The 21,469-nt window shown below is 69.3% G+C and carries 19 protein-coding genes and 1 pseudogene; 10 read left to right on the forward strand and 10 right to left on the reverse strand.

Features of this window, described 5'->3' with window-relative positions; all coding sequences use genetic code 11:
* Nucleotide 1 precedes the first annotated feature (1 nt).
* Entirely contained in the window at nucleotides 2–634 is a 633-nt protein-coding gene (gene dhaL, locus ACNUDN_RS06940) for a dihydroxyacetone kinase subunit DhaL (protein ID WP_419121262.1), read from the forward strand.
* Nucleotides 635–642: 8 nt separating this feature from the next.
* Here dhaL and ACNUDN_RS06945 read toward each other — a convergent pair whose 3' ends face one another.
* The 4 genes from ACNUDN_RS06945 to ACNUDN_RS06960 form a co-directional block, all read right to left on the reverse strand.
* Nucleotides 643–1,542 (reverse strand): SMP-30/gluconolactonase/LRE family protein, encoded by a 900-nt coding sequence (locus ACNUDN_RS06945; protein ID WP_419121263.1) that lies wholly within the window; start codon nucleotides 1,540–1,542, stop codon nucleotides 643–645.
* Nucleotides 1,543–1,619: 77 nt separating this feature from the next.
* A complete protein-coding gene (locus ACNUDN_RS06950; protein ID WP_419125046.1) occupies nucleotides 1,620–2,351 on the reverse strand; it encodes a FadR/GntR family transcriptional regulator in 732 nt (243 codons plus the stop codon).
* A 170-nt stretch (nucleotides 2,352–2,521) separates the two neighbouring features.
* The gene (locus tag ACNUDN_RS06955) at nucleotides 2,522–3,907 is read right to left on the reverse strand and encodes an aspartate aminotransferase family protein (RefSeq protein ID WP_419121264.1); all 1,386 of its coding nucleotides are present in this window, start codon (nucleotides 3,905–3,907) and stop codon (nucleotides 2,522–2,524) included.
* Nucleotides 3,904–4,425 (reverse strand): Lrp/AsnC family transcriptional regulator, encoded by a 522-nt coding sequence (locus ACNUDN_RS06960; protein ID WP_419121265.1) that lies wholly within the window; start codon nucleotides 4,423–4,425, stop codon nucleotides 3,904–3,906. The genes ACNUDN_RS06955 and ACNUDN_RS06960 overlap by 4 nt, the downstream gene beginning before the upstream one ends.
* 123 nt (nucleotides 4,426–4,548) lie before the next feature.
* Between ACNUDN_RS06960 and ACNUDN_RS06965 the strand changes: the two genes are divergently transcribed.
* A complete protein-coding gene (locus ACNUDN_RS06965; RefSeq protein ID WP_419121266.1) occupies nucleotides 4,549–6,045 on the forward strand; it encodes a gamma-aminobutyraldehyde dehydrogenase in 1,497 nt (498 codons plus the stop codon).
* Between the two features lie 133 nt (nucleotides 6,046–6,178).
* On the opposite strand, the gene ACNUDN_RS06970 is transcribed toward ACNUDN_RS06965, so the two are convergent.
* On the reverse strand, nucleotides 6,179–7,042 hold the full coding sequence (locus tag ACNUDN_RS06970; protein WP_419121267.1) for a universal stress protein: 864 nt from the start codon (nucleotides 7,040–7,042) through the stop codon (nucleotides 6,179–6,181).
* A 16-nt stretch (nucleotides 7,043–7,058) separates the two neighbouring features.
* Nucleotides 7,059–8,570: an APC family permease gene (locus ACNUDN_RS06975; protein WP_419121268.1), complete on the reverse strand. Its 1,512-nt coding sequence runs from the start codon at nucleotides 8,568–8,570 to the stop codon at nucleotides 7,059–7,061.
* Between the two features lie 124 nt (nucleotides 8,571–8,694).
* Between ACNUDN_RS06975 and ACNUDN_RS06980 the strand changes: the two genes are divergently transcribed.
* On the forward strand, nucleotides 8,695–9,627 hold the full coding sequence (locus ACNUDN_RS06980) for a sigma-70 family RNA polymerase sigma factor (RefSeq protein ID WP_419121269.1): 933 nt from the start codon (nucleotides 8,695–8,697) through the stop codon (nucleotides 9,625–9,627).
* Here ACNUDN_RS06980 and ACNUDN_RS06985 read toward each other — a convergent pair.
* Together ACNUDN_RS06985 and ACNUDN_RS06990 are read right to left on the reverse strand one after the other, a co-directional pair.
* Complete coding sequence (locus ACNUDN_RS06985) at nucleotides 9,617–9,787, reverse strand: hypothetical protein (protein WP_419121270.1); 171 nt, start codon at nucleotides 9,785–9,787, stop codon at nucleotides 9,617–9,619. The two genes, ACNUDN_RS06980 and ACNUDN_RS06985, sit on opposite strands and share 11 nt — an antisense overlap.
* A 43-nt stretch (nucleotides 9,788–9,830) precedes the next feature.
* Nucleotides 9,831–10,445, reverse strand: a pseudogene (locus ACNUDN_RS06990) (carboxymuconolactone decarboxylase family protein); the annotation flags it as partial.
* Between the two features lie 121 nt (nucleotides 10,446–10,566).
* Here ACNUDN_RS06990 and ACNUDN_RS06995 point away from each other — a divergent pair.
* From ACNUDN_RS06995 to ACNUDN_RS07020, 6 genes are all read left to right on the forward strand, one after another.
* Nucleotides 10,567–12,831, forward strand: a complete 2,265-nt coding sequence (locus tag ACNUDN_RS06995) for an MMPL family transporter (RefSeq protein WP_431961088.1) — start codon at nucleotides 10,567–10,569, stop codon at nucleotides 12,829–12,831.
* A gap of 91 nt (nucleotides 12,832–12,922) precedes the next feature.
* Nucleotides 12,923–14,020 carry a polyprenyl synthetase family protein gene (locus ACNUDN_RS07000; RefSeq protein WP_419121271.1) on the forward strand — a complete coding sequence of 366 codons (1,098 nt, stop codon included), beginning with the start codon at nucleotides 12,923–12,925 and terminating at the stop codon, nucleotides 14,018–14,020.
* Nucleotides 14,020–15,552: a phytoene desaturase family protein gene (gene crtI / locus ACNUDN_RS07005; protein WP_419121272.1), complete on the forward strand. Its 1,533-nt coding sequence runs from the start codon at nucleotides 14,020–14,022 to the stop codon at nucleotides 15,550–15,552. The genes ACNUDN_RS07000 and crtI overlap by 1 nt, the downstream gene beginning before the upstream one ends.
* Nucleotides 15,552–16,499 (forward strand): phytoene/squalene synthase family protein, encoded by a 948-nt coding sequence (locus ACNUDN_RS07010; protein ID WP_419121273.1) that lies wholly within the window; start codon nucleotides 15,552–15,554, stop codon nucleotides 16,497–16,499. The genes crtI and ACNUDN_RS07010 overlap by 1 nt, the downstream gene beginning before the upstream one ends.
* Nucleotides 16,500–16,525: 26 nt before the next feature.
* Entirely contained in the window at nucleotides 16,526–18,055 is a 1,530-nt protein-coding gene (locus ACNUDN_RS07015; RefSeq protein ID WP_419121274.1) for an FAD-dependent oxidoreductase, read from the forward strand.
* On the forward strand, nucleotides 18,052–19,074 hold the full coding sequence (locus ACNUDN_RS07020; protein ID WP_419121275.1) for a DUF5914 domain-containing protein: 1,023 nt from the start codon (nucleotides 18,052–18,054) through the stop codon (nucleotides 19,072–19,074). Before ACNUDN_RS07015 ends, ACNUDN_RS07020 begins: the two co-directional genes overlap by 4 nt.
* On the opposite strand, the gene idi is transcribed toward ACNUDN_RS07020, so the two are convergent.
* Entirely contained in the window at nucleotides 19,071–19,616 is a 546-nt protein-coding gene (idi, locus tag ACNUDN_RS07025; RefSeq protein ID WP_419121276.1) for an isopentenyl-diphosphate Delta-isomerase, read from the reverse strand. The genes ACNUDN_RS07020 and idi overlap by 4 nt on opposite strands.
* A gap of 56 nt (nucleotides 19,617–19,672) precedes the next feature.
* On the opposite strand from idi, the gene ACNUDN_RS07030 reads away from it, so the two are divergent.
* Nucleotides 19,673–20,893 (forward strand): glycosyltransferase, encoded by a 1,221-nt coding sequence (locus ACNUDN_RS07030; RefSeq protein WP_419121277.1) that lies wholly within the window; start codon nucleotides 19,673–19,675, stop codon nucleotides 20,891–20,893.
* A 40-nt stretch (nucleotides 20,894–20,933) separates the two neighbouring features.
* On the opposite strand, the gene ACNUDN_RS07035 is transcribed toward ACNUDN_RS07030, so the two are convergent.
* A complete protein-coding gene (locus ACNUDN_RS07035) occupies nucleotides 20,934–21,446 on the reverse strand; it encodes a CGNR zinc finger domain-containing protein (RefSeq protein WP_419125047.1) in 513 nt (170 codons plus the stop codon).
* Nucleotides 21,447–21,469 lie beyond the last annotated feature (23 nt).

Here is a 21,469-nt window from a genome sequence, read left to right on the forward strand (position 1 = left end):
CATGGAGAAGATCGACTCTGCCGCCCTGGTCCGCTGGATCGAGGAGTGTGCGCGACAGGTCACCGACCACGAGGACGCGCTGTGCGATCTCGACGCCGCCAGTGGCGACGCCGACCACGGCTCCAATCTCGCGCGCGGCTTCGCGGCAGTCCGCGACGCGGTGGCGTCGGCGTCCGAGAGGACGCCTGCGGCCGTCCTCAAGGACTCGGGAATGACGTTGGTGGACACCATCGGTGGTTCCAGCGGAGCGTTGTACGGGACGTTCTTCCTGCGGATGGCCAAGTCGGCGGGGACGGCCGAATCGCTGGATGCACCGATGGTGGCCGAGATGTTCCGGGCGGGTGCCGGTGGCGTCGCCGAACGCGGGAAGGTCGAGTTGGGGGACAAGACGCTGTACGACGCACTCGCCCCTGCGGTCGGTGCACTGGAGCGCGTCCTAGCCGCCGGAGGCTCGCTCGCCGACGCTCTCGACAGCGCGGCGGACGCTGCCGAACGCGGTCGAGACGGCACGGCTGACATGGTGGCCAGGAAGGGCCGGGCGAGTTACCTCAGGGAGCGCACCAGGGGCAACATCGATGCGGGTGCGGCGTCGATGGCGTTGATCGTGCGCGCCGCGACCTCGATGGTGCGCTGACTCCGGTGTCACTGGCGCCGGCCGGACGTCACCGTAGTCGTCAGTGCGTACACCGACGTCGAAGCACAGACGAACAGGGTGCGGCCGTCCGGGCCGCCCCACGTCAGGTTCGCCACGACCTCCGGAAACCGGATTCTGCCGAGGGGCTCTCCTGACGCGGCGAAGACGTGGATGCCGCCGGGGCCTGCGCAGTACACGTTGCCCAACTCGTCCACCCGCAGACCGTCCGGACCGTCGGCCTCTCCGCCGAGGGTCCGCGCCCAGACCGTCCCGTCGCTGAGGTGGTCATCGTGGAAGCGATAGCGGCGAATCTCGAACTGCTCGGTGTCTGCGACGTAGAGGAAGCGTTCGTCGGGCGACAGGCACAGTCCGTTGGGCGATCCCATGTCCGCCGTCAGCAGGGTCGGTTCGGGTGGCGGCTGTCCGGCATCGAGGCGCAGCGCGTACACACCGGTGAACGCCAGCTCGGGCTGCCGCGGCACTCCGACGAACCCGGTGCGGCCGTAGTACGGGTCGGTGAAGACGATGACGCCAGAAGAGCTGACGATCACGTCGTTCGGGCTGTTCAGTTCCCTACCGCCGAAGCGTTCGGCGATCACGGTCGCCCGCTGCCCGTCGATATGCACGAGCCGACTGGTGGCGTGTTCACAGACGAGCAGCCCACCATCGGGGCCATCGGTCATCCCGTTGCCCATGTTGTTGGGTTCGCGAACCACACGCACTCCATCGCGCGGGTCCCAGCGCAGCATGCGATCGGCCGGGATGTCGTTGAACGTCAGCCATTGACCGTGTCCGTCCCATACCGGCCCCTCGGTGAAGACGAAGCCGGTGGCGACTTGCCGCGGTTCGGCCGACGTGACGAGTCTGTCGAGACGCGAATCAGTGGCTTCCAGGTACGGCTGGTGCACGAGCGTGCCTCCTGACTGCATAACAGGTGATCTGATGACTGAACAACCCGCGAGGGCGGGCAGACCGCGCGGGACGGTCAGAGGTCTGGCTGATGCTCCTCGGCGGCGAGGTACTCGACGAGATCTTCTTCCACGTCGCGGATGTGTGCGACCGCAGCCGCCCGGGCTTCCTTCACTTTTCCGCCGACCACGGCGTCGACGATCCTTCGATGGCCCTCTTGCGCCCGTTTGCGGCGGTCGGGAAGTTGCAGGACCTGCTGGGAGTACTGGAAGAAGCACGGCCGCAGGCCCGTCATCACGCTGGCGAACAGGGAGTTCTTCGTCGCACGGGCGATGGCCATGTGCAGCTCGGCGTCGAGCTCGATGTAGTCCGCGTCCGAGATGTTCGGGTCCTCGGCCTTGGCCAGAATGGCATGCAACTCGGCCGCTTCGTTCGGTCCGATCCGCTTGGCGGCCAGGCCGGCCGCGTCCCGCTCCAGGGGCAGCCTGATCTCGAACAATTCCGGCACGGTGTACTCACCGACGACGAGCATGGTGGTGTTCGCGCTCTGCTCACGCTGAGCAGGGTCGAGGACGATCACTCCGATGCCGTGCTCGACGCGGACCAAGCCCTGGCTTTCGAGGCTCCGGAACGCCTCGCGCATCGAACTGCGCCCCACACCGAATCGTTCGGCCAGCACGCGCTCGGCGGGGAGTTTCTGCCCAGGTTGGAATTCGCCGGCGTCGATGAGTCGTCCGAGTTGGGCAGCAACGGCATCAGCGACCTTCAACCGACGAACTGGTTCGATGTGGTACCCAGTAGCTTCCATGGCCACGGGTCCTCCCTCCGCTGGAGACCAAGCCTAACCCATGGCCGGTGGTCCGACCAGTAAAACACCGCGGGTTTGGGGGAGGAATCGCGAGCGAAGCGCCGGACTCACACCCCGCGCGGCGCCCTCTGGGGTGAGCGCGCGCGGAATGCACATTCTCGGCGCGAGGACTAGAGCATCCGGCTCGCTTCGCTGAGCACGCGGTGAAGGATGTCGTAGATCGCGTCGAACTCCTTCTTGCCGCTGATCAGCGGCGGCGCCAGCTGCACGACTGGGTCGCCGCGGTCGTCGGCCCGGCAGTACAGGCCGCCCTCGAACAGCGCGGAGGTGAGGAAGCCGCGCAGCAGCCGCTCGCTCTCGTCCTCGTTGAACGTCTCCTTGGTGGCCTTGTCCTTGACCAGCTCGATGCCGTAGAAGAAGCCCTCGCCGCGGACGTCACCGACGATGGGCAGCTCGAGCAGCTGCTCAAGGGTGGCCCGGAAGACCGGCGCGTTCTGCTTGACGTGGTCGTTGAGGCCCTCACGCTCGAAGATGTCGAGGTTGGCCAGCGCCACCGCCGAGGACACCGGGTGCCCGCCGAAGGTGTAGCCGTGCCCGAACACGGTCTTGCCGTCGTTGAACGGCTCGAACAGCCGGTCGCTGGCGATCATCGCGCCGATCGGCGAGTAGCCGGACGTCATGCCCTTGGCGCAGGTGATGATGTCGGGCTGGTAGCCGATGTCCTCGCACGCGAACATCGATCCGATGCGCCCGAATGCGCAGATCACCTCGTCGGAGACCAGCAGCACGTCGTACTCGTCGCAGATCTCCCGGACCCGCTCGAAGTACCCGGGCGGCGGCGGGAAGCAGCCACCGGCGTTCTGCACCGGCTCCAGGAAGACCGCACACACGGTGTCGGGGCCTTCGAACTCGATGGCCTCGGCGATGCGATCGGCGCAGTACCGCCCCCACGCCTTCGGGTCGGTGTCATACGGCGCGGGCGCGCGGTAGATGTTGGTGTTGGGTACGCGGAACCCACCGGGGGTCAGCGGCTCGAACGGCTTCTTGAAGTCCGGCAGGCCCGTGATGGCCAGCGCGCCCTGTGGCGTGCCGTGGTAGGCGATCGCCCGCGAGATGACCTTGAACTTGCCGGGCTTGCCGGTCAGTTTGTAGAAGTTCTTCGCCAACTTCCAGGCACTCTCGACGGCCTCGCCGCCGCCGGTGGTGAAGAAGACCCGGTTCAGGTCGCCGGGAGCGTAACTGGCGAGTCGGTCGGCGAGTTCGATCGCCGTCGGCGTCGCGTAGGACCACAGCGGGAAGAACGCCAGCTGCTCGGCCTGCTTGGCGGCCGCCTCAGCGAGCTCCTTGCGGCCGTGCCCGGCCTGTACGACGAACAGGCCCGAGAGCCCGTCGATGTACTGGCGGCCGGTGCTGTCCCATATGTGCACACCTTCACCACGGGTGATGATCGGCGGCGTGATGCCGTGCCCATGCCGGGCGAAGTGCCCCCAGAGATGGCGGTCGGCTTTGGCGCTCAGGTCGGAGCCGACCTGCGGAGCGATATCGGTTGTTGTCATCGTGTACCCCAATTGTATTGCTGCTTAACAAGTTTTAAATAAACAAGGGTTTCGGTGGATATCACTCCCGGAAGTGCGCGGATCTGGGTGTTGAGAAGTTCGAGCAGGCTGTCGTCGTCCTCGCAGACCACCTCGATGATCGCGTCGAACGATCCTGCGGTGAGTACCACGTAGTCGACGGACTCCATCTCGGCGAGTTTCTGGGCGACCTTGGTGGTGTCGCCGGTGCACTTGATGCCGATCATGGCCTGGCGGGCGAAGCCGAGCTGCATCGGATCGGTGACGGCCACGATCTGCATCACCCCGGCGTCGACCATGCGCTGGACCCGCTGGCGCACTGCGGCCTCCGAAAGCCCGACGGCCTTGCCGATGCCGGCGTAGGACCGTCGGCCGTCCTGCTGCAACTTCTCGATGATCGCCTTGGACAGCTCGTCGAGCTGAAAGGCCGCGCCGGGGCGCGACTGGTTGACCCGGAACGAGACAGGGCCGACGGCGTGCGGTAACCCCGGGTTGGCCATGCCAGAGATTGTGCACGGAATCCGTCGTTGCAGGCAACCATGACCATGAAATCAATCGTTGCGGGTGTCCACTGCTGCGGTAATGCGTAGCTTTGTCTGGCGGTGCGCGATAGCGTTGGCGCCATGACCGCAGTCTCCTCGCCTCCCGTCGTCGCCGGCAGCTGGATCGACGGAGCGCCCGTCGACACCCGCGGGCCGGTACATCAGGTCATCAACCCGGCCACCGGCGCGCCGGTCGCCGAGTACGCACTGGCCCAGCCCGGTGACGTCGACGCGGCGGTCGCGTCGGCGCGGGCCGCGTTGCGCGGGTGGGCCGGGGCCACCCCGGCCGAGCGCTCGACGGTGCTGGCCAAGCTGGCCGGCCTGGCCGCGGAGGCGTCGGCCGATTTGGCCGCCGAGGAGGTCAGTCAGACCGGAAAGCCGCTGCGGCTGGCCACCGAGTTCGACGTCCCGGGCAGCGTGGACAACATCGACTTCTTCGCCGGCGCCGCCCGCCACCTGGAGGGCAAGGCATCGGGCGAGTACTCCGGCGATCACACCTCGTCGATCCGTCGTGAGGCGGTCGGGGTGGTCGCGACCATCACCCCGTGGAACTACCCGCTGCAGATGGCGGTGTGGAAAGTGTTGCCCGCGTTGGCCGCCGGATGTTCGGTGGTGATCAAACCCGCCGAGATCACCCCGCTGACGACGTTGACGCTGGCCCGGCTGGCCGCCGAGGCCGGTCTGCCCGCCGGTGTGCTCAACGTGGTGACCGGCTCCGGTGCCGACGTCGGTACCGCGCTGGCCGGCCACGCCGACGTCGACATGGTGACGTTCACCGGATCCACGCCGGTGGGCCGCAAGGTGATGCTGGCCGCGGCCGAGCATGGGCACCGCACCCAACTCGAGCTCGGCGGTAAGGCCCCGTTCGTGGTGTTCGACGATGCCGACCTCGATGCCGCGATCCAGGGTGCGGTGGCCGGGGCGCTGATCAACACCGGACAGGACTGCACCGCCGCGACCCGCGCGATCGTCGCGCAGCCGCTCTACGACGATTTCGTGGCCGGGGTCGCGGAGGTGATGGGCAAAGTCGTTGTCGGCGACCCGCACGACCCGGACACCGATCTCGGTCCGCTGATCTCGGCGGCGCACCGCGCGAAGGTTGCGGGCATGGTCGAGCGCGCCCCCGGCCAGGGTGGGCGGATCGTCACCGGGGGTGTCGCCCCGGAGGGCCCGGGGTCGTTCTACCGGCCGACGTTGATCGCCGACGTGTCCGAGTCCTCGGAGGTGTGGCGTGACGAGATCTTCGGGCCGGTGTTGGCGGTGCGGTCGTTCACCGATGACGATGACGCGATCCGGCAGGCCAACGACACCGCCTACGGGTTGGCGGCCTCAGCCTGGACGCGCGACGTGTACCGGGCCCAGCGGGCGTCGCGGGAGATCCACGCGGGCTGCGTGTGGATCAACGACCACATCCCGATCATCTCCGAGATGCCGCACGGTGGCTTCGGCGCGTCGGGCTTCGGCAAGGACATGAGCCAGTACTCGCTCGAGGAGTACCTGTCGATCAAGCATGTGATGAGCGATATCACCGGTGTGGCCGACAAGGATTGGCATCGCACGATTTTCACCAAGCGGTAGGGTCCGGCCGGTGTGAGGCCCTGGGCGTCGGTGCGCCAGGGTGCACTCACGGTAGTGCGAGGCGGTGCTGAGCTACCGGCAGTGCACCTTCGCGGTGCCCGCCGCCACCGCGCTCCGTGGCCACCCCGCGCAGTCAATCCCCGTCGCGGGGGACCACGATCACCGGGACGTCGACACCGGCCAGTATCCGCGCGGCCGTCGAGCCGAGGAAGATCCGCTGCGGCGCGGCGAATCGGCTGGAGCCCACCACCAGCAGATCGCCGTCGTCCCATTTGAGCTTCTTGAGCGCCGACTCCAGCGTCATCCCGTCGGCGACCAGGGACTCGATCTCGGGGGCGTCGGGCAGAGCGCGGGCGGCGATCGCCAGGTTCTCCTCGGCGGCGGTGCGCTGCAGTGCCCGCACCTCCTTGGCGCTGCCGGCCTGCGCGAGGTTCTCTGCCGACACCAGCGACAGCATCCGGATCCGCAGACCGGCCGCGCCGGCGAGTGCGATGGCGAACGGCAGCGGGTTGTCGTCACCCGGCCGGGTGGGCACCGCTGCGGTCACCGCCTCGATGGACTCGTCGGGGTCTTCGGCGTAGCCGCGCGGAGCCAGCGCCACCGGGATCGACGACGAGTGCAGCAGCGCCCCGGTGACCGGCCCGATGGTGTGCCTGCCGAAGAACCCGTCCCGGGCACCGCCGACGACGATGAGGTCCGACGACTTCTGCTCGGCGAAGTCGACAAGGGTCTGGGCGAACGACTCTCCGACGATCACCGACGACGCCGCGTTCACGCCGTCGGCGGCCAGCGCGGCGACGGCTTTGCTGATCCACTGCTCGCCGCGCTGGACGAGCATCTGCTGGTATTCGAGCCGGCCGGGGTGGCCGTCGGGCAGTTCCTCGCGGACCACGAGCACCACGTCGACGCTGGCGCCGAAGGTCCGCGCCAACGCGCTGGCCAGCGCGACACCGTCGTCGCCGGTGGGGGTGGCAAGGTAGCCGACTGTCAGATGCATTGCGGGACCTGCTTTCTCAGAAGGTATCCGGAACCTTGACCTCGGTGGTCGCGTTCAGCGTCTCGCCGCGGAAGAACCGCTTGGTGCCGAATGCGAAGCAGGCCAGCATCAACGGGACGCCGAGCACCAGCATGCCGACGCCGAGGACGAACACTCCGCCGAGCGGTCCGAATGCGGTGTAGCCGTAGTCGGGTTGGATCATGTCGTAGGCGCTCTGGAAGAACGCCCAGGTCATGGCCAGCGCGCCCAGCAGCGGGAAGATCCCGCGGAAGAACAGGTTGCGCATCGAGGCGAACACCGTGCGGCGGAAGTACCAGACGCACGCATAGGCGGTGATGCCGTAGTAGAAGGCGACCGCCAGGCCCAGCGACGCCACCGAGTCGGCCAGCGCGTTCTCGGACAGGGCGGTCAGCAGCATGTAGAAGAACAGCGCGGACGCACCCATCACGATGGTGCCGAATGCCGGTGTCATGTACCGGGGGTGAACGTAGGCGAACCGGCGCGGAATGGCTTCGTAGACAGCCATTGACAGCGTCCCGCGGGCGGTGGGCAGGATGGTGGTCTGGGTCGACGACAGCGCCGACACCGAGACCGTGAGCAGCAGCGCCGACGCCGCGATGGTGCCTGCGACCGGTTCGCCGAGCACGGTCAGCACGTCGTCGGTGTTGTTCGGGTTGTTCAAACCGATACCGACATAGCTGAATCCGGCGAAGGACTGGATCGCGTAGGCGACCAGCACATAGGTGCACACCAGGATCACGGTGGTGATCAGCGCCGCGATCCCGGGTGTGCGGCCCGGGTCCTTGGTTTCCTCGCCGACGGCCAGGCAGGCGTCCCAACCCCAGTAGATGAAGATGCACAGGATGATCGCGGCGGCGATGGCGCTGGAGTCGAGCCCGCCCGGCCAGAGCCACGACAGCTGCGGGGTGATGGCCTGGGCGCCGGCATTGCCGGCGAACACCCGGACCAGCGCGATGATGCTGACCACGATCAGCACCCCGAACTGGATGGTGATCAGCACGTTCTGCATGCGCTCGCTGACCACGATGCCGCGCGCCGACAGCAGCGTCATTGCGATGATGAAGAACGAGCCGAGGGAGACCTTGGCGAACACGTTCTCGGCGAGCTGATCGAGGCCCAGGAAGTTGAACAGATAGATGGCGGCGATCTCGGCGACGTTGGCCAGCACGATGATCGCCGACACCGCCAGACCCCAGCCGCCGATCCAACCGATCCACGGACCGAACGCCTTGGTGCCCCAGGTGAACGTCGTGCCGCAGTCGGGGGTGTCCTGGGACAACTCCTTGTAGGCGAACGCGACGAGCAGCATCGGGATGAATGCCAGCACGAACATCGCCGGTGCCTTCTCGCCCACGGCCAGCACCACGTAGCCGAGGGTGGCCGCCAGACTGTAGGCCGGGGCGACGGCCGCCAGCCCGATGACGACATTGCCCACCAAACCGAGTGCCCCGGCCTGCAGGCCCTTACCGCCGACGGCGGGGACCGGCGGGTCCTCCTTGATTGCCATGCGCGGAATATACGGTTCCGGTGTCTGTTGCGCGCCTCGTACGCGGAAATCGTTGCATGCTGGAAACTTCGCGACGAAATCCGTCTCATTTTGGTGCAGTGGTGGCCGGTTCTACACTCAAATCATGACCGCGAGCACGCGGGTCGGGGAGTTCGAGCAACTCCGCGCGCACCTGCTGTCGGTGGCCTACCGCCTCACCGGCACCGTGGCCGACGCCGAGGACATCGTCCAGGACGCCTGGTTGCGCTGGGCCGGGCACCGCACGCCACCGATCGACAACCTGAAAGCGTGGCTGACGACGGTGGTGAGTCGGCTGGCGCTGGACCGGCTGCGGTCGGCGTCGCACCGGCGCGAAACCTACTTCGGTCAGTGGCTGCCCGAGCCGGTGGTCACCGAACTGAACGGTGCCGACCCGCTGGCGGCGGTGGTCGCCGACGAGGACGCCCGCTTTGCCGCGATGGTGGTGCTGGAGAACCTGACGCCCGATCAGCGGGTCGCGTTCGTGCTGCACGACGGCTTCGCGGTGCCGTTCGCCGAGATCGCCGAGGTGCTCGGGTCGTCGGCGGAGTCGGCGCGCCAGCTGGCCTCGCGGGCCCGGCGCGCCGTCGCGACCGCGCCGCCGCCGGCCGCCGACCATGCCGAGGTGGTCGGAAAGCTGTTGGCCGCCATGGCTTCCGGTGACCTCGGCCAGGTGGTGGCGCTGTTGCATCCGGATGTGACGTTCACCGGCGATGCGAATCGCAGGGCGCCCACGGCGGTGCGGGTGATCCACGGTCGCGACAAGGTGGCCCGGTTCCTCATCGGTCTGACCCACCGTTACGGACCGCACCGGTTGCTGGCCGGCGGGAGACTGGGCCTGGTCAACGGCGAACTCGGACTCTATTCGCCGGGCGTCGAAGCCACCGGTGAGGCGCCGGAGATCACCCCGCGCATCCAGGCGTTGGCCGTTCGCGACGGGCGCGTGGTGGCGATCTACGACATTGCCAACCCGGACAAATTCACCGGCTCGCCGTTGCGGACGCCGGTGGCCGGCGATTCGGGCAACGTCAGCGGGTGAGCTGCGGGATGACGTGGTCGCCGAATATGCGCAGCGACTCCAGCGGACGGCCGTCGGGGCCGAGGTGACGTGCGGGTGCCTGGAGCACGTGCGGGTGGTCACCGTCGCGGAAGGACACCCGCAGGGCCGCGCCCATGTTCAGGAGTACGCCGAATCGCATGGTCGGTTAGGCCACCCTAACCGACCATGGGTGGCGGTCCTCCCTACCCGGATGCCGCCCACGGCACCCGACAGGCGTCCCCGGAGTTGAAGCCCTGCTCGGTGATGCCTAGCGCGGCGTTCATCCGCGCCCGCATGTTCTCCACCCCGATCTGATACGTCAGCTCGATGACCCCGTCGGCGCCGAACCGGCGGCGCAGGTCGTTGACCTGCTCATCGGTGACGGCGTGCGGGTCTGCGGTCATCGCCGCGGCGTAGGCGATCGCGGCGCGCTCGTCGTCGCTGAAACGCGGCGACGTCGCGTAGTCGTCGATCTCGCGCAACCGGGCCAGGTCCAGACCCTCCAGGCGCATCAGCATCGAGCCGAAATCCACGCACCACGAACAACCGATCTGCCGCGCGGTCCAGTAGACGGCCAGTTCACGCACGCTTGCCGGCAGCCGGGAGGACGCCCGTTCCAGCAGTCCCTCGTGCACCGCGCCGGCGAACAACAGTCCGCGGTGATGAGCGTAGATCGCGAACGGTTCGGGCACCTCGCCGAAGCGGCGTTTGGCGTAGCGCCACATCAGCCGGGTCAGCAGCGAGGCGCGGGCGGGGGGCAGGGGTTCGATTCGGGTGGTCGTCATAGTGGAAAGACGAGGCACGAACCCACGATGTGACAGAACCCAGGTGTGACAGAACGCGGACATTTCGCCGCACCGTGTTTTCAACCGGCGGGGCCAGGGAACAGGCTGTCCCTCAGTCCGGCGCTCGCCGGGGGTGATCGAGAAGAGGCGCCTTCTGCTGCATCGAATTGCGTTGTGGGCCATTGCGGCACCGCGCCGCATCGTGGCGGTGGCGGCGCTGGTCATGGTCGGCGCCGCGATCTTCGGCATCCCGGTGGCCGGCAGTCTGACCGCCGGTGGCTTCCAGGATCCGACGGCGGAGTCCACCCGGGCGGCGCAGACCCTGGTGGACACGTTCGGCCGCGGCGACATGCAACTGGTCCTCGCGGTCACCGATCCGCAGGGCGTCGACAGTCCCACCGCCAGGGCAGCCGGCACCGACATCACCGAGCGGGTCGCGTCGGACCCGGCCGTGGTCAAGGTGGTCTCGGCGTGGACGGTGGGGCCGGAGCAGGCCGCGTCGCTGACCTCGGCGGACACCCGGACCGGGCTGGTGATCGCCGAGTTCAGCGGCGGCGAGAACGTCGTCCCCCGCCGGGCCGCGGCCCTGGTCGAGGATCTGGAGGCCACGGTGTTGCCGCGGCACGAGGGCATCACTGTGCTCTCCGGCGGGTCGACGATCGTCTACGCCCAGATCAACGCCCAGACCCAGCGTGACGTGCTGGTGATGGAGGCGATCGCCATACCGCTGAGCTTCCTGGTGCTGGTCTGGGTGTTCAAGGGTCTGCTGGCCGCGGCGTTGCCGGTGGCCGTCGGCGGGCTGGCGATCGTGACATCGATGTCGGTGCTGCGGCTGGTCGCGATGTGGACCGAGGTGTCGATCTTCGCGCTGCACCTGGCGACCGCGCTCGGTCTGGCACTGGCGATCGACTACACGCTGCTGATCGTCAGCCGCTTCCGGGACGAGATCGCCGCGGGAGCAGCCCGCGACCGTGCGTTGATCACCACGATGACGACCGCGGGCCGCACCGTGTTGTTCTCGGCGCTGACGGTCGCGCTGTCGATGGCGACGCTGGTGCTGTTCCCGATGTACTTCCTCAAATCGTTCGCCTACGCCGGCATCGCAACCGTCGCGCTGTGCGCGGGCGCGGCGATCCTGGTCACGCCGGCGGCGATCGTGCTCGCCGGTGACCGGCTGGATGCGTTCGACGTCCGCCGGCTGTTCCGGCGCGGCCCGCTGACCGAGCCGCCTGCGGAGCAGAAGTTCTGGTACCGCTCGACGAAACTGGTCACCCGCCGGGCGTTGCCGGTGGGGCTGGCCGGTGCGGTGTTGCTGGTGAGCCTCGGTCTGCCGTTCCTCGGGGTGTCCTGGGGTCTGGCCGACGACCGGGTGCTGCCGGCTTCGGCCAGCGCCCATCAGGTGGGGGATCTGCTCCGCACCGAGTTCTCGGACAACTCCGAGGCGGCGGTGACCGTGGTGGTGCCCGACGCGGTAGGTCTGACACCGCAGGACTACGACGGCTACGCGCTGTCGGCCTCGACGATCCCGCAGGTGTCGATGGTGGTCGCACCGACGGGCACGTTCGTCGACGGCCGCCGGGTCGGCCCGCCGACCGGGGCGGCCGCAGAGCGTGACGGGGCGGCGTACCTGACCGTCGGCAGCACCGCGCCGTCCTTCTCGGCGGACTCCGACCTGCAGCTGGACCGGTTGCGTGCACTGCCCGGTCCCGGCGACCGGGCGGTCCAGATGACCGGTATCGCGCAGATCAACCGGGACAGCGTCGAGTCCATCACCGCCCGGCTGCCCGTCGTGCTCGCCATCATCGCCGTGATCACCTTCGCCCTGCTTTTCCTGCTGACCGGCAGTGTCGTGCTCCCGGTCAAGGCGCTGATCCTCAACGCGCTGTCGTTGTCGGCGGCCTTCGGCGCGCTGGTGTGGATCTTCCAGGACGGCAACCTCGGCGCCCTGGGCACCACCCCGACGGGGACGCTGGTGGTCAACATGCCGGTGTTGCTGTTCTGCATCGCGTTCGGGCTGTCGATGGACTACGAGGTCTTCCTGATCGCCCGAATCCGCGAGTTCTGGCTCGCCAGTGGCCGCACCCGCGAAGACAACGACGAAAGTGTGGCGCTCGGTCTGGCGCACACCGGACGGGTGGTCACCGCGGCGGCGTTGATCATGTCGATCTCGTTCGGTGCGCTGATCGCCGCCCAGGTGTCGTTCATGCGGATGTTCGGGCTCGGTCTGATGCTGGCGGTGCTGATCGATGCCACGCTGGTGCGCATGGTGCTGTTACCTGCCGTGATGCATCTGATGGGACGGTGGAACTGGTGGGCGCCCGCACCGCTGGCCCGGTGGCACACCCGACTGGGCATCGGTGCACCCCGCAGCCCCGCCCGGCATGCCATGCCGCGGCGCCGGCTGATCGTCAGAAATTAATGACGCATCCGACCAATCCGGAGCGGTCGCAGGTTCGAATGGACCACAAGCGGTGGTCACGCATGGGTCGACACAAGGAGGGGTCTGCGCTTTGAGCACAGGTGAACGTGCCGGCACGCAGCTGGCGGAACCAGAGCTGAGGATCTGGCGGGACAACGTCCGGACCGAGGTGCGCGAGCAACTCGGCGAGTTCGTCCGCGGCGAATGCGTCCGACGCCTCGACGGCGCCGGTGTCGAGGTGGCGGGCGAACTGCTGTGCAGTTTCCTCGACGGGGGCAAGTATGTCCGGTCGACGTTCATGTACCTGGGTTGGTTGTGCGGTGCGGCCGAGGACGCGGCGGCCCTGCGGGCTTCGGCCAGCCTGGAGTTGTTGCACACCTTTGCGCTGATCCAGGACGACGTGATGGACGGTTCCTCGCTGCGCCGGGCCCGGCCCACCGCACATGTGGTGTTCGCGCGCTGGCACCGCGACCGCGCGTTGGCCGGATCGGCGGATCGGTTCGGTGAGTCCGCGGCGATCCTGCTCGGCGATCTGTGCCTGGTCTGGGCCGAGGAGATGTTGCGGCGCAGCGGGATCGGCGCTGACGCGCTGGCCCGGGTGCTGCCCCGCTACGACGATATGCGGACCGAGTTGGCCGTGGGTCAGCTCTCCGATCTGCTCAACAGCTGCCAGACGTTCCCGACCCTGACCGAGGTGCTCGACGTGCTGCGCCGCAAATCCGGCAACTACACGGTGCGCCGTCCGCTCGAGCTCGGGGCTGCCATGGCCGGTTGTGGCGTCGAGGTGGCCGGCGCGTTGTCGGGTTACGGTGCCGCGATCGGGGAGGCGTTCCAGTTGCGCGACGACATCCTCGGGGTGTTCGGTTCGCCGGCGCAGACCGGTAAACCCGCCCGCACCGACCTGGAGGCGGGCAAGGCCACCAGCGTCGTCGTCGCCGCCTACGAACTGGCCGAGCCGGGCGTGCGGCGTCAACTCGCCGAGTTGATGCGCAGTCCCGAGATCGACGCCGACGGTGTCGACCGCTGGCGCACGCTGATCGCGGCCAGCGGGGCCGTGCAATGGATCGAGGATCTCATCGGGCAACGACATGACGCGGCCCTGCGGTTCCTCGACGGGGCGCCGATCCCCGACATCCCCCGAACCGCGCTGGCCGAGATGGCCGTCGCCTGCACCCAGCGGGCCGCGTGATGCGCGCACTCGGCGGGAAAACCGATCACGTCGTCATCGTCGGCGCCGGGTTGTCCGGGCTGTCGGCGGCGTTGCAGCTGGCCGGCCGGGGCCGCAGGGTCACCGTGTTGGAGCGCGGTGCGCACCCGGGTGGGCGGGTCGGTCGCGCCGACGTCAACGGCTACCGGCTCGACACCGGGCCGACGGTGCTGACCATGCCGGACATCATCGACGAGGCGTTCGCGGCGGTGGGTGAGTCGCTGGCCGACTGCCTGCCCATCGACCCGGTGCACCCGGCGTATCACGCGAAGTTCGCCGACGGCAGTGCGCTGGCGGTACACACCGAGGCCGCGGCGATGGCCACCGAGATCGAACGGTTCGCCGGCCGCAAGGAAGCCGACGGCTATCTGCGGCTGCGGGAGTGGCTGACCAAGCTGTACCGCACCGAGTTCGACGGGTTCATCGCGAACAACTTCGACTCGCCGCTGTCACTGGTGACCCCGTCGCTGGCCAAGCTGGTCGCGCTCGGCGGTTTCCGCCGCTGGGAACCGGTCGTGCGCCGCTTCCTCGACGACGAGCGGTTACTGCGGGTGTTCACGTTCCAGGCGCTCTATGCCGGGGTGCCGCCGCAGAGCGCGTTGGCCGTCTACGCGGTCATCGCCTACATGGACACCGTCGCGGGGGTGTACTTCCCACGCGGCGGGATGCGCGCGCTGCCGGATGCGATGGCCGCCGCCGCCACCCGCGCCGGCGTTGAATTCGTCTACGGCGCAACGGTTTCCGAGCTGGAGTTCAACGGGTCCCGGGTCAGCGCGGTGCGCACCGTCGAGGGCGGGCGGGTGCCCGCGGACGCGGTGGTGCTGACCACCGAACTGCCCGACACCTACCGGCTGGTCGGCCGCACCCCGCGGCGGCCGCTGCGGCTGCGGCCGGCGCCGTCGGCGGTGGTCGCCCACGTGGGTTGCGCGGCTGTCGACACCGCCGGTCGAGACGACACCGCCGGTCGAGAGGCCGGCCATCACACCATCCTGTTCGGCGATGCGTGGAAGCAGACGTTCCGCGACATCATCGACGACGGCCGGGTGATGGGCGACCCGTCGCTGCTGGTCACCCGGCCGACGGCCGGGGATCCGTCGTTGGCGCCGGCCGGACGTGACCTGCTCTACGTGCTGGCGCCGGCGCCGAACACCGACGTCGGCGGTCTGGACTGGGACGCGGCCGGGTCGGGCTACGTCGAGCAGATGCTCTCGGCGGTGCGGTCCCGGATGCCCGGTGTCGGTGACGACGCCGAGGTGTTGCACGTGGTCACGCCGGCCGACTGGCGCAGGCAGGGCATGGCGGCCGGCACTCCGTTCGCCTTGGCGCACACCTTCGCCCAGACCGGACCGTTCCGGCCGGCCAACACCGTGCGCGGCATCGACAACGTCGTGCTGGCCGGTTCGTCCACCGTTCCCGGGGTCGGGGTGCCGACCGCGATCCTGTCGGGCCGGCTGGCCGCCGACCGGGTCACCGGCGTCCCCGTCCGCCGTCTCACCTCGGAGGTCAATCTCTGATGATCAGCATGGAGCTCGATGCGGCGGGTGTACGGGATCCGCAGTTGCGGGAGGCCTACCGGCACTGCCGGACCATCAACGCCGCGCACGGCAAGACGTTCTTCCTGGCGACCCGGCTGCTGGCGCCCAAACAGCGTCCCGCGGTGCACGCGCTCTACGGGTTCGCCCGGGTTGCCGACGACATCCTCGACGATCTGGCCGGCACCTTGACCCTCGAACAGCGCGCGCAGCGGCTACAGCAGCTGTCCACCAGGCTCTACGACTGCCTGGTGGAGAACCGGTCCTGCGACGGCGACCCGACGTTGACCGCGGTGGTGCACACCGCACGGACCTACGACATCGGCTGGGATCTTTTCGACGACTTCCTGGCTTCGATGCGGATGGACCTCACCGTCACCGACTATCCGGATCGCAAGTCGCTGGAGCGCTACATGTACGGCTCGGCGGAGGTGATCGGGCTGCAGATGCTGCCGGTGCTGGGCACCGTCGGGCCGCGCGACGAGGCGGCGCCGTATGCGGCCGCACTCGGCAAGGCGTTCCAGCTGACGAACTTCCTGCGTGATGTCGACGAGGACCTGACCCGCGGACGGGTGTACCTGCCGGCCGACGAGCTGGCCGTGCACGGAGTCGACCGTGAACTGCTGACCTGGTGCCACACCCACCGGCGCACCGACGGCCGGGTGCGGGCCGCGCTGGCCGAACAACACGCGGTGGCGCGCCGGGTCTATGACCAGGCGCGGCCGGGGATCGACGCGCTGGCACCGGCGTCGCGGCCGTGCGTCGGTGCGGCGCTGACGCTGTACTCGGACATCCTGGCGCGTATCGAGGCGATCGACTTCGAGATTTTCGGTCGGCGTGCGACGGTAGGTAAACCCCGACGATTGGCGGTGGCCGTAGCGGGCATCGGTAAGGCGTGGGTGAACCGTATGCGACTTCGAAAAGCGTGAGGGTGGATCAGCGTGGAGAGGATTCCGTGAGCCGGAACGGCTTCGATCGCCGTCGGCAGACCTGGCCGGGCTCACCGGGGCGGACCGCCGCGGGCGCGCAGCGCCGACGGGTGGTGATCGTGGGCGGCGGGATCGCGGGTCTGGCCGCGGCCACCGGTCTGGCCGAGCGCGGTGTCGAGGTCGAAGTCATCGAGAAGCAGGACTACCTCGGCGGGCGGGTGGGCGGTTGGGCCGACACCCTGGCCGACGGCACCCCGGTCGCGATGAACCGCGGCTTTCACGCTTTCTTCCGGCAGTACTACAACCTGCGGGCGATGCTGCGGCGCAGCGACCCTGGCCTGTCGGCGCTGACCCCGGTCGAGGACTATCCGTTGATCGACGGGGCGGGCCGGCGCGACACGTTCCGCGGGCTGCCGCAGACCCCGCCGCTGAACGCGCTGGCATTCGCGTTGCGCAGCCCCACCTTCCGGTTGCGGGACCTGGTACGCCTGGATGCCAAGGCCGCCGCGCCGCTGGCCGCGGTGTCGGTGCCCGAGACCTATGACCTGCTCGACGGCCGCGACGCGGCGACTTTCCTGCGGGACATCAACTTTCCCGACGCCGCACGGCATCTGGCCTTCGAGGTGTTCGCGCGCAGCTTCTTCGCGCGGCCCGAGACGCTGTCGGCCGGTGAGCTGGTCACCATGTTCCACATCTACTTCCTGGGTTCCAGTGAGGGTTTGATCTTCGACGTCGCGAACGCGAACTTCGATGTGGCCCTGTGGAATCCACTGCGGAGCTATCTGGAGGGCCGCGGGGTGGTGTTCCACACCGGCGCCGAGGTCGAACAGGTGACGGTCGCCGACGGGGTGACGGTGTCGGGCGGGCAGGGCAAGGTGTGGTCGGCCGACGCCGCGGTGCTGGCCACCGACGTCGGTGCGTTGCGCCGAGTGGTGGCGGCGTCGCCCGGTCTGGGAGATCCGTTGTGGCGGGAGCGGATCGACGCGATGGGCACCGCACCGCCGTTCGTGGTGCTGCGGTTGTGGCTGGACCGCCCGGTGCGGCACGACCGGGCTGCGTTCGTCGGCACCGGGGGCCGCGAGCCGTTGGACAACATCAGTGTGCTGGAGCGCTACGAACGCGAGGCCGCCGACTGGGCGATGCGTACCGGCGGCTCGGTGGTGGAGTTGCACGCCTACTCGGTCCGCGACGGCGACGCCGAGGTGCGCGACGGCCTGATCGCGCGGATGCACGAGCTCTACCCGGAGACCGCGACCGCGTCCATCGTGGCCGAACGGTTGCTGCGCCGCGACGACTGCCCGCGATTCGCCCCCGGCGACTTCGCCGACCGGCCCACGGTGGCCACCCCGGATCCGCACCTGAAACTCGCCGGGGACGGTGTCCGCATCGACCTGCCGGTGGCGTTGATGGAACGGGCGGCGACAACGGGCTGGACGGCCGCCAACGAGCTGCTGGCGCAATTCGGGCTCGCCGGACATGCGCTGCACACCGTGCCCAACAGCGGCCGCTCGACGCTGCTGCGCAGGCTGGCCACCTCGGCCGGGGGTGCCCGGTGAGCGCGCTGTCGGTGCTGCGGGCCCGGGTCGCCAAGGCGTGGCCGTTCGAGCTGGTGCCGTCGACCCCGTGGTCGGCTCAGACGCCGACGTGGCAGGACGCCAACCCGAAGGTGATCGATGCCGCGTTGCGCCGCGCCGGCCGCAGAGCGGGCGGCAACTGGTTCGTCATCGGGGGAAGTTCGCAGATCTCGACGAAGGCGTTCGGGACCACGGTCGCCGGTCGGCAGCTGGTGGCCTGGCGGGGTGTCGACGGTGCGCTGCTGGTCGCGCCGCGGTCGTGCCCGCATCTGGGTGCCGACCTGGCGACCGCGCCGGTGGACTGCGGCACGCTGGTGTGCCCCTGGCACGGGTTGCGGCTCGGCGAGCGCCGGCACGGCACGTGGAAGCCCTATCCGGCGTACGACGACGGCGTGCTGTGCTGGGTGCGCCTGGACCCCGAATCTGGCACCGAAGCTGGCACCCCGGTGTCAGCGCCGACGGACGCGCCGGTGGTGCCGCTGCGCCCGGGCGAGCCGACGCTGGCTGCGGTCACCCGGTTGGAGGGCGTCTGCGAGCCCCGCGACATCGTCGCCAACCGACTCGACCCGTGGCACGGCGCGTGGTTCCACCCCTACTCGTTCACCCGGTTGCGGGTGCTCAGCGCGCCCGCGGCGGACGACGACCTTCCCGAGGACCTGGACCGTTTCGTGGTCGAGGTGACGTTCCACATCGGCCGGTTGGGCGTGCCGGTCATCGCCGAGTTCACCACGCCCGGCCCGCGCACGGTGGTGATGCGCATCGTCGAGGGGGAGGGCAGGGGCAGTGTGGTCGAGACCCACGCGACTCCGCTGGGTCCGGGTCCCGACGGCCGGCCCCGGACGGCGGTGATCGAGGCGGTCGTCGCGCACTCGGACCGCCCGCGCTTCGGTGTGGGTCTGGTCGCGGCGCCGGTGATCCGGCCACTGATGCGCCAGGCCGCCAACCGGTTGTGGCGCGACGATCTCGCCTACGCCGAGCGGCTTTTCGAGCTGAGGTCCTAGCTCTGGTGTCCGATCCCAGCCTCGTCCAGCAGCGGAACCTGTTCGGTCGCCCACGGGCTGATCGCCCAGCCCAGCGCGGCGGCCGCCCGCAGCTGGTGCCACGGCACCCACACGTGGTCGGCGACTTCGTCGGGGGCGGGGCGCACCGGACCGACGGCCCGGCCGCAGAACACCGGGCACATCTCGTTCTCCACCACGCCGTCACTGGCGACCGCGTAGTAGCGGAAGTCGGGCAGCACACAGCGCAGGTCGGCGATCTGCAGTCCGAGTTCCTCGCGCACCCGTCGGGTCACCGCGCCGGCGATCGATTCGCCCGGTGCGGGATGGCCGCAGCAGGTGTTGGTCCACACGCCGGGGAACGTGCGCTTGTGCAGGGCCCGGCGGGTCAACAGGACGCGGCCCGCCTCGTCGAACAGGTAGCAGGAGAACGCCAGGTGCAACGGGGTGGCCGCATGGTGCACCTGCGTCTTGGGGGCCGAGCCGATGGGTTGACCGTCTTCGTCGAGCAGAACCACCAGCTCGGCGGTGTTGGCGTGGCGCATGCCGGTGATTCGTTGCCGCCGGCGGTTCGGATCGGTGTGAGGTTGCGGGGTGCACGGTGGCGGTAGTCCTGGCCTACACCGCGCCGGCGATCGGTCACCTGTACCCGTTCTGCGCCCTGCTCAACGAGATGGCCGCTCGCGGACACGAGATCCATGTGCGCACGCTGGCCGCGGGGGTGGACCTGTGCCTCGGTCAGGGTTTCAAAGCTGCTCCTGTGGACGCCCGCATCGAGCAGTTGCAGAGTGCGCACACCACGCGTGGGGTGCTCAGATCCGCGGCGGAGACCGTGCGGGTACTGACCGAGCGCGCGGTGTGGGAGGTCGACGACTTCACCGACGCCGTCGGTGCGGTGGATCCCGATGTGATCCTGGTGGACGCGAACTGTTGGGGCGCCCTGTCGGCCGCCGAGGCGCAGTCCCGGCCGTGGCTGGTGTTCTCGCCGTTCATCCCGTATTTGCGCTCGCCGGGATTGCCGCCGTTCGGGGCGGGTGCCCGACCCCTCCGCGGTCCGATCGGCGCGGTCAGCAACTGGGGCGTCGGCATGGTGACCGGCATGGTCTTCGACCGGCCGTTCCGGGCCGGTGTTCGGCCGGTGCGGGCCGCATTGGGGTTGCCCGAGGTGCGTTCGGCCGATCAGCTACTACGCCGGGCGCCCCGGCTGCTGGTGGCCACCGGTAAGCCCTTCGAGTACCCGGACACCCGGTGGGGCGACTCGGTGGAGTTGATCGGGCCGGCGATCTTCGATCCTCCGGCGCAGCCACCGGCGTGGCTGGACGACATCGACCGACCCATCGTCTTGGTGACGACCTCCTCGGTCGGGCAGGCCGACCGGGCTCTGGTGTCGGCGGCGGTGCGGGCGTTCGCCGGTGATGACGTCCATGTGGTGGCGAGCCTGCCCGCCGACGAGGACGGGGAACTGTGCCATCGGCCCGGCGTCACCCTGGCCCGCTTCGTTCCGCATTCGTTGGTCCTGGACCGGGCGGTGTGCGTGGTGACCCACGGCGGTATGGGCATCACTCAGAAGGCTTTGGACCGTGGAATCCCGGTGTGCGCAGTGCCTTTCGGTCGCGACCAGTTCGAGGTGGCTCGCCGCATCGAGGTGGCGCGCTGCGGGGTCCGATTACCTGCGCGCCGGCTCAGCGCGCCGCGACTGCGGGCCGCGGTGAACTCCGCGCTGACGCGGTCGGCCGGTGCGGCCGAGGTGGCCGCCGGCTTCGCGGCCACCGGCGGGGTGCGCCGCGCTGCGGACATCGTGGAGAACTCGATCCCCGGTTAGCCAGGCGCAAGGATCCGCGTGCGGCCCGACGGTGTCGGGCTCACTCGGCGCGCGTGCGTCGATAGTGGCGGCGGGCCTTCATCCGGTTGCCGCAGATCGCCATCGAACACCAGCGGGCGGTGTTGGGCTTGCTGCGGTCGATCAGGAACAGCCGGCATTCGGTGTTGGCGCACGGTCGTAGTCGTCCCGGACTGGTGATGCGCAGTCCGTCCCACGCGATGACCGCCCGAGCCGCGCCGGAGGCGTCGCCGTGGTCGAGGCGCCATCGCAGTCCGGATTCGGTGGCGGTCGGGAGCAGGCGGGTCTGGTCGACAAACCGCTGCAGGGTGGTGGCCGCCGCCTCGCCGCGAATCACCGCCTGCAGCGCCGCGCGGGCTTCGGTCAGCCGCCCCCATTCACGGTCCGTCGCGGGCACGCCGTGGCGGGCCAGCCACGGCGTCGCGGCGCGCAGGTCGGCGAGCGCGTCGGTCGGCACACCGTCGACCACCGGGGTGGTGTTGAGCAGGTCGAGCAGGAACGTTTCGTCGTCCGCGTGCGTCGCGTAGATCTCCATCGCATAGCCGTCCATCGCCATTG

Source organism: Mycobacterium sp. smrl_JER01, assembly GCF_048513595.2.
Taxonomy (GTDB): Bacteria; Actinomycetota; Actinomycetes; order Mycobacteriales; family Mycobacteriaceae; genus Mycobacterium.

Excerpts from the sequence above, each read along its gene's own strand:
- ACNUDN_RS07035 (WP_419125047.1), bottom strand. The coding sequence starts at position 21,446 with ATGGAGATCTACGCGACGCACGCGGACGACGAAACGTTCCTGCTCGAC.
- ACNUDN_RS06975 (WP_419121268.1), bottom strand. The coding sequence starts at position 8,570 with ATGGCAATCAAGGAGGACCCGCCGGTCCCCGCCGTCGGCGGTAAGGGC.
- ACNUDN_RS06980 (WP_419121269.1), top strand. The coding sequence starts at position 8,695 with ATGACCGCGAGCACGCGGGTCGGGGAGTTCGAGCAACTCCGCGCGCAC.
- crtI (WP_419121272.1), top strand. The coding sequence starts at position 14,020 with ATGCGCGCACTCGGCGGGAAAACCGATCACGTCGTCATCGTCGGCGCC.
- ACNUDN_RS06960 (WP_419121265.1), bottom strand. The coding sequence starts at position 4,425 with ATGGCCAACCCGGGGTTACCGCACGCCGTCGGCCCTGTCTCGTTCCGG.
- ACNUDN_RS06970 (WP_419121267.1), bottom strand. The coding sequence starts at position 7,042 with ATGCATCTGACAGTCGGCTACCTTGCCACCCCCACCGGCGACGACGGT.
- ACNUDN_RS06985 (WP_419121270.1), bottom strand. The coding sequence starts at position 9,787 with ATGCGATTCGGCGTACTCCTGAACATGGGCGCGGCCCTGCGGGTGTCC.
- ACNUDN_RS07010 (WP_419121273.1), top strand. The coding sequence starts at position 15,552 with ATGATCAGCATGGAGCTCGATGCGGCGGGTGTACGGGATCCGCAGTTG.
- idi (WP_419121276.1), bottom strand. The coding sequence starts at position 19,616 with ATGCGCCACGCCAACACCGCCGAGCTGGTGGTTCTGCTCGACGAAGAC.
- ACNUDN_RS06950 (WP_419125046.1), bottom strand. The coding sequence starts at position 2,351 with ATGGAAGCTACTGGGTACCACATCGAACCAGTTCGTCGGTTGAAGGTC.
- ACNUDN_RS06955 (WP_419121264.1), bottom strand. The coding sequence starts at position 3,907 with ATGACAACAACCGATATCGCTCCGCAGGTCGGCTCCGACCTGAGCGCC.
- dhaL (WP_419121262.1), top strand. The coding sequence starts at position 2 with ATGGAGAAGATCGACTCTGCCGCCCTGGTCCGCTGGATCGAGGAGTGT.
- ACNUDN_RS06965 (WP_419121266.1), top strand. The coding sequence starts at position 4,549 with ATGACCGCAGTCTCCTCGCCTCCCGTCGTCGCCGGCAGCTGGATCGAC.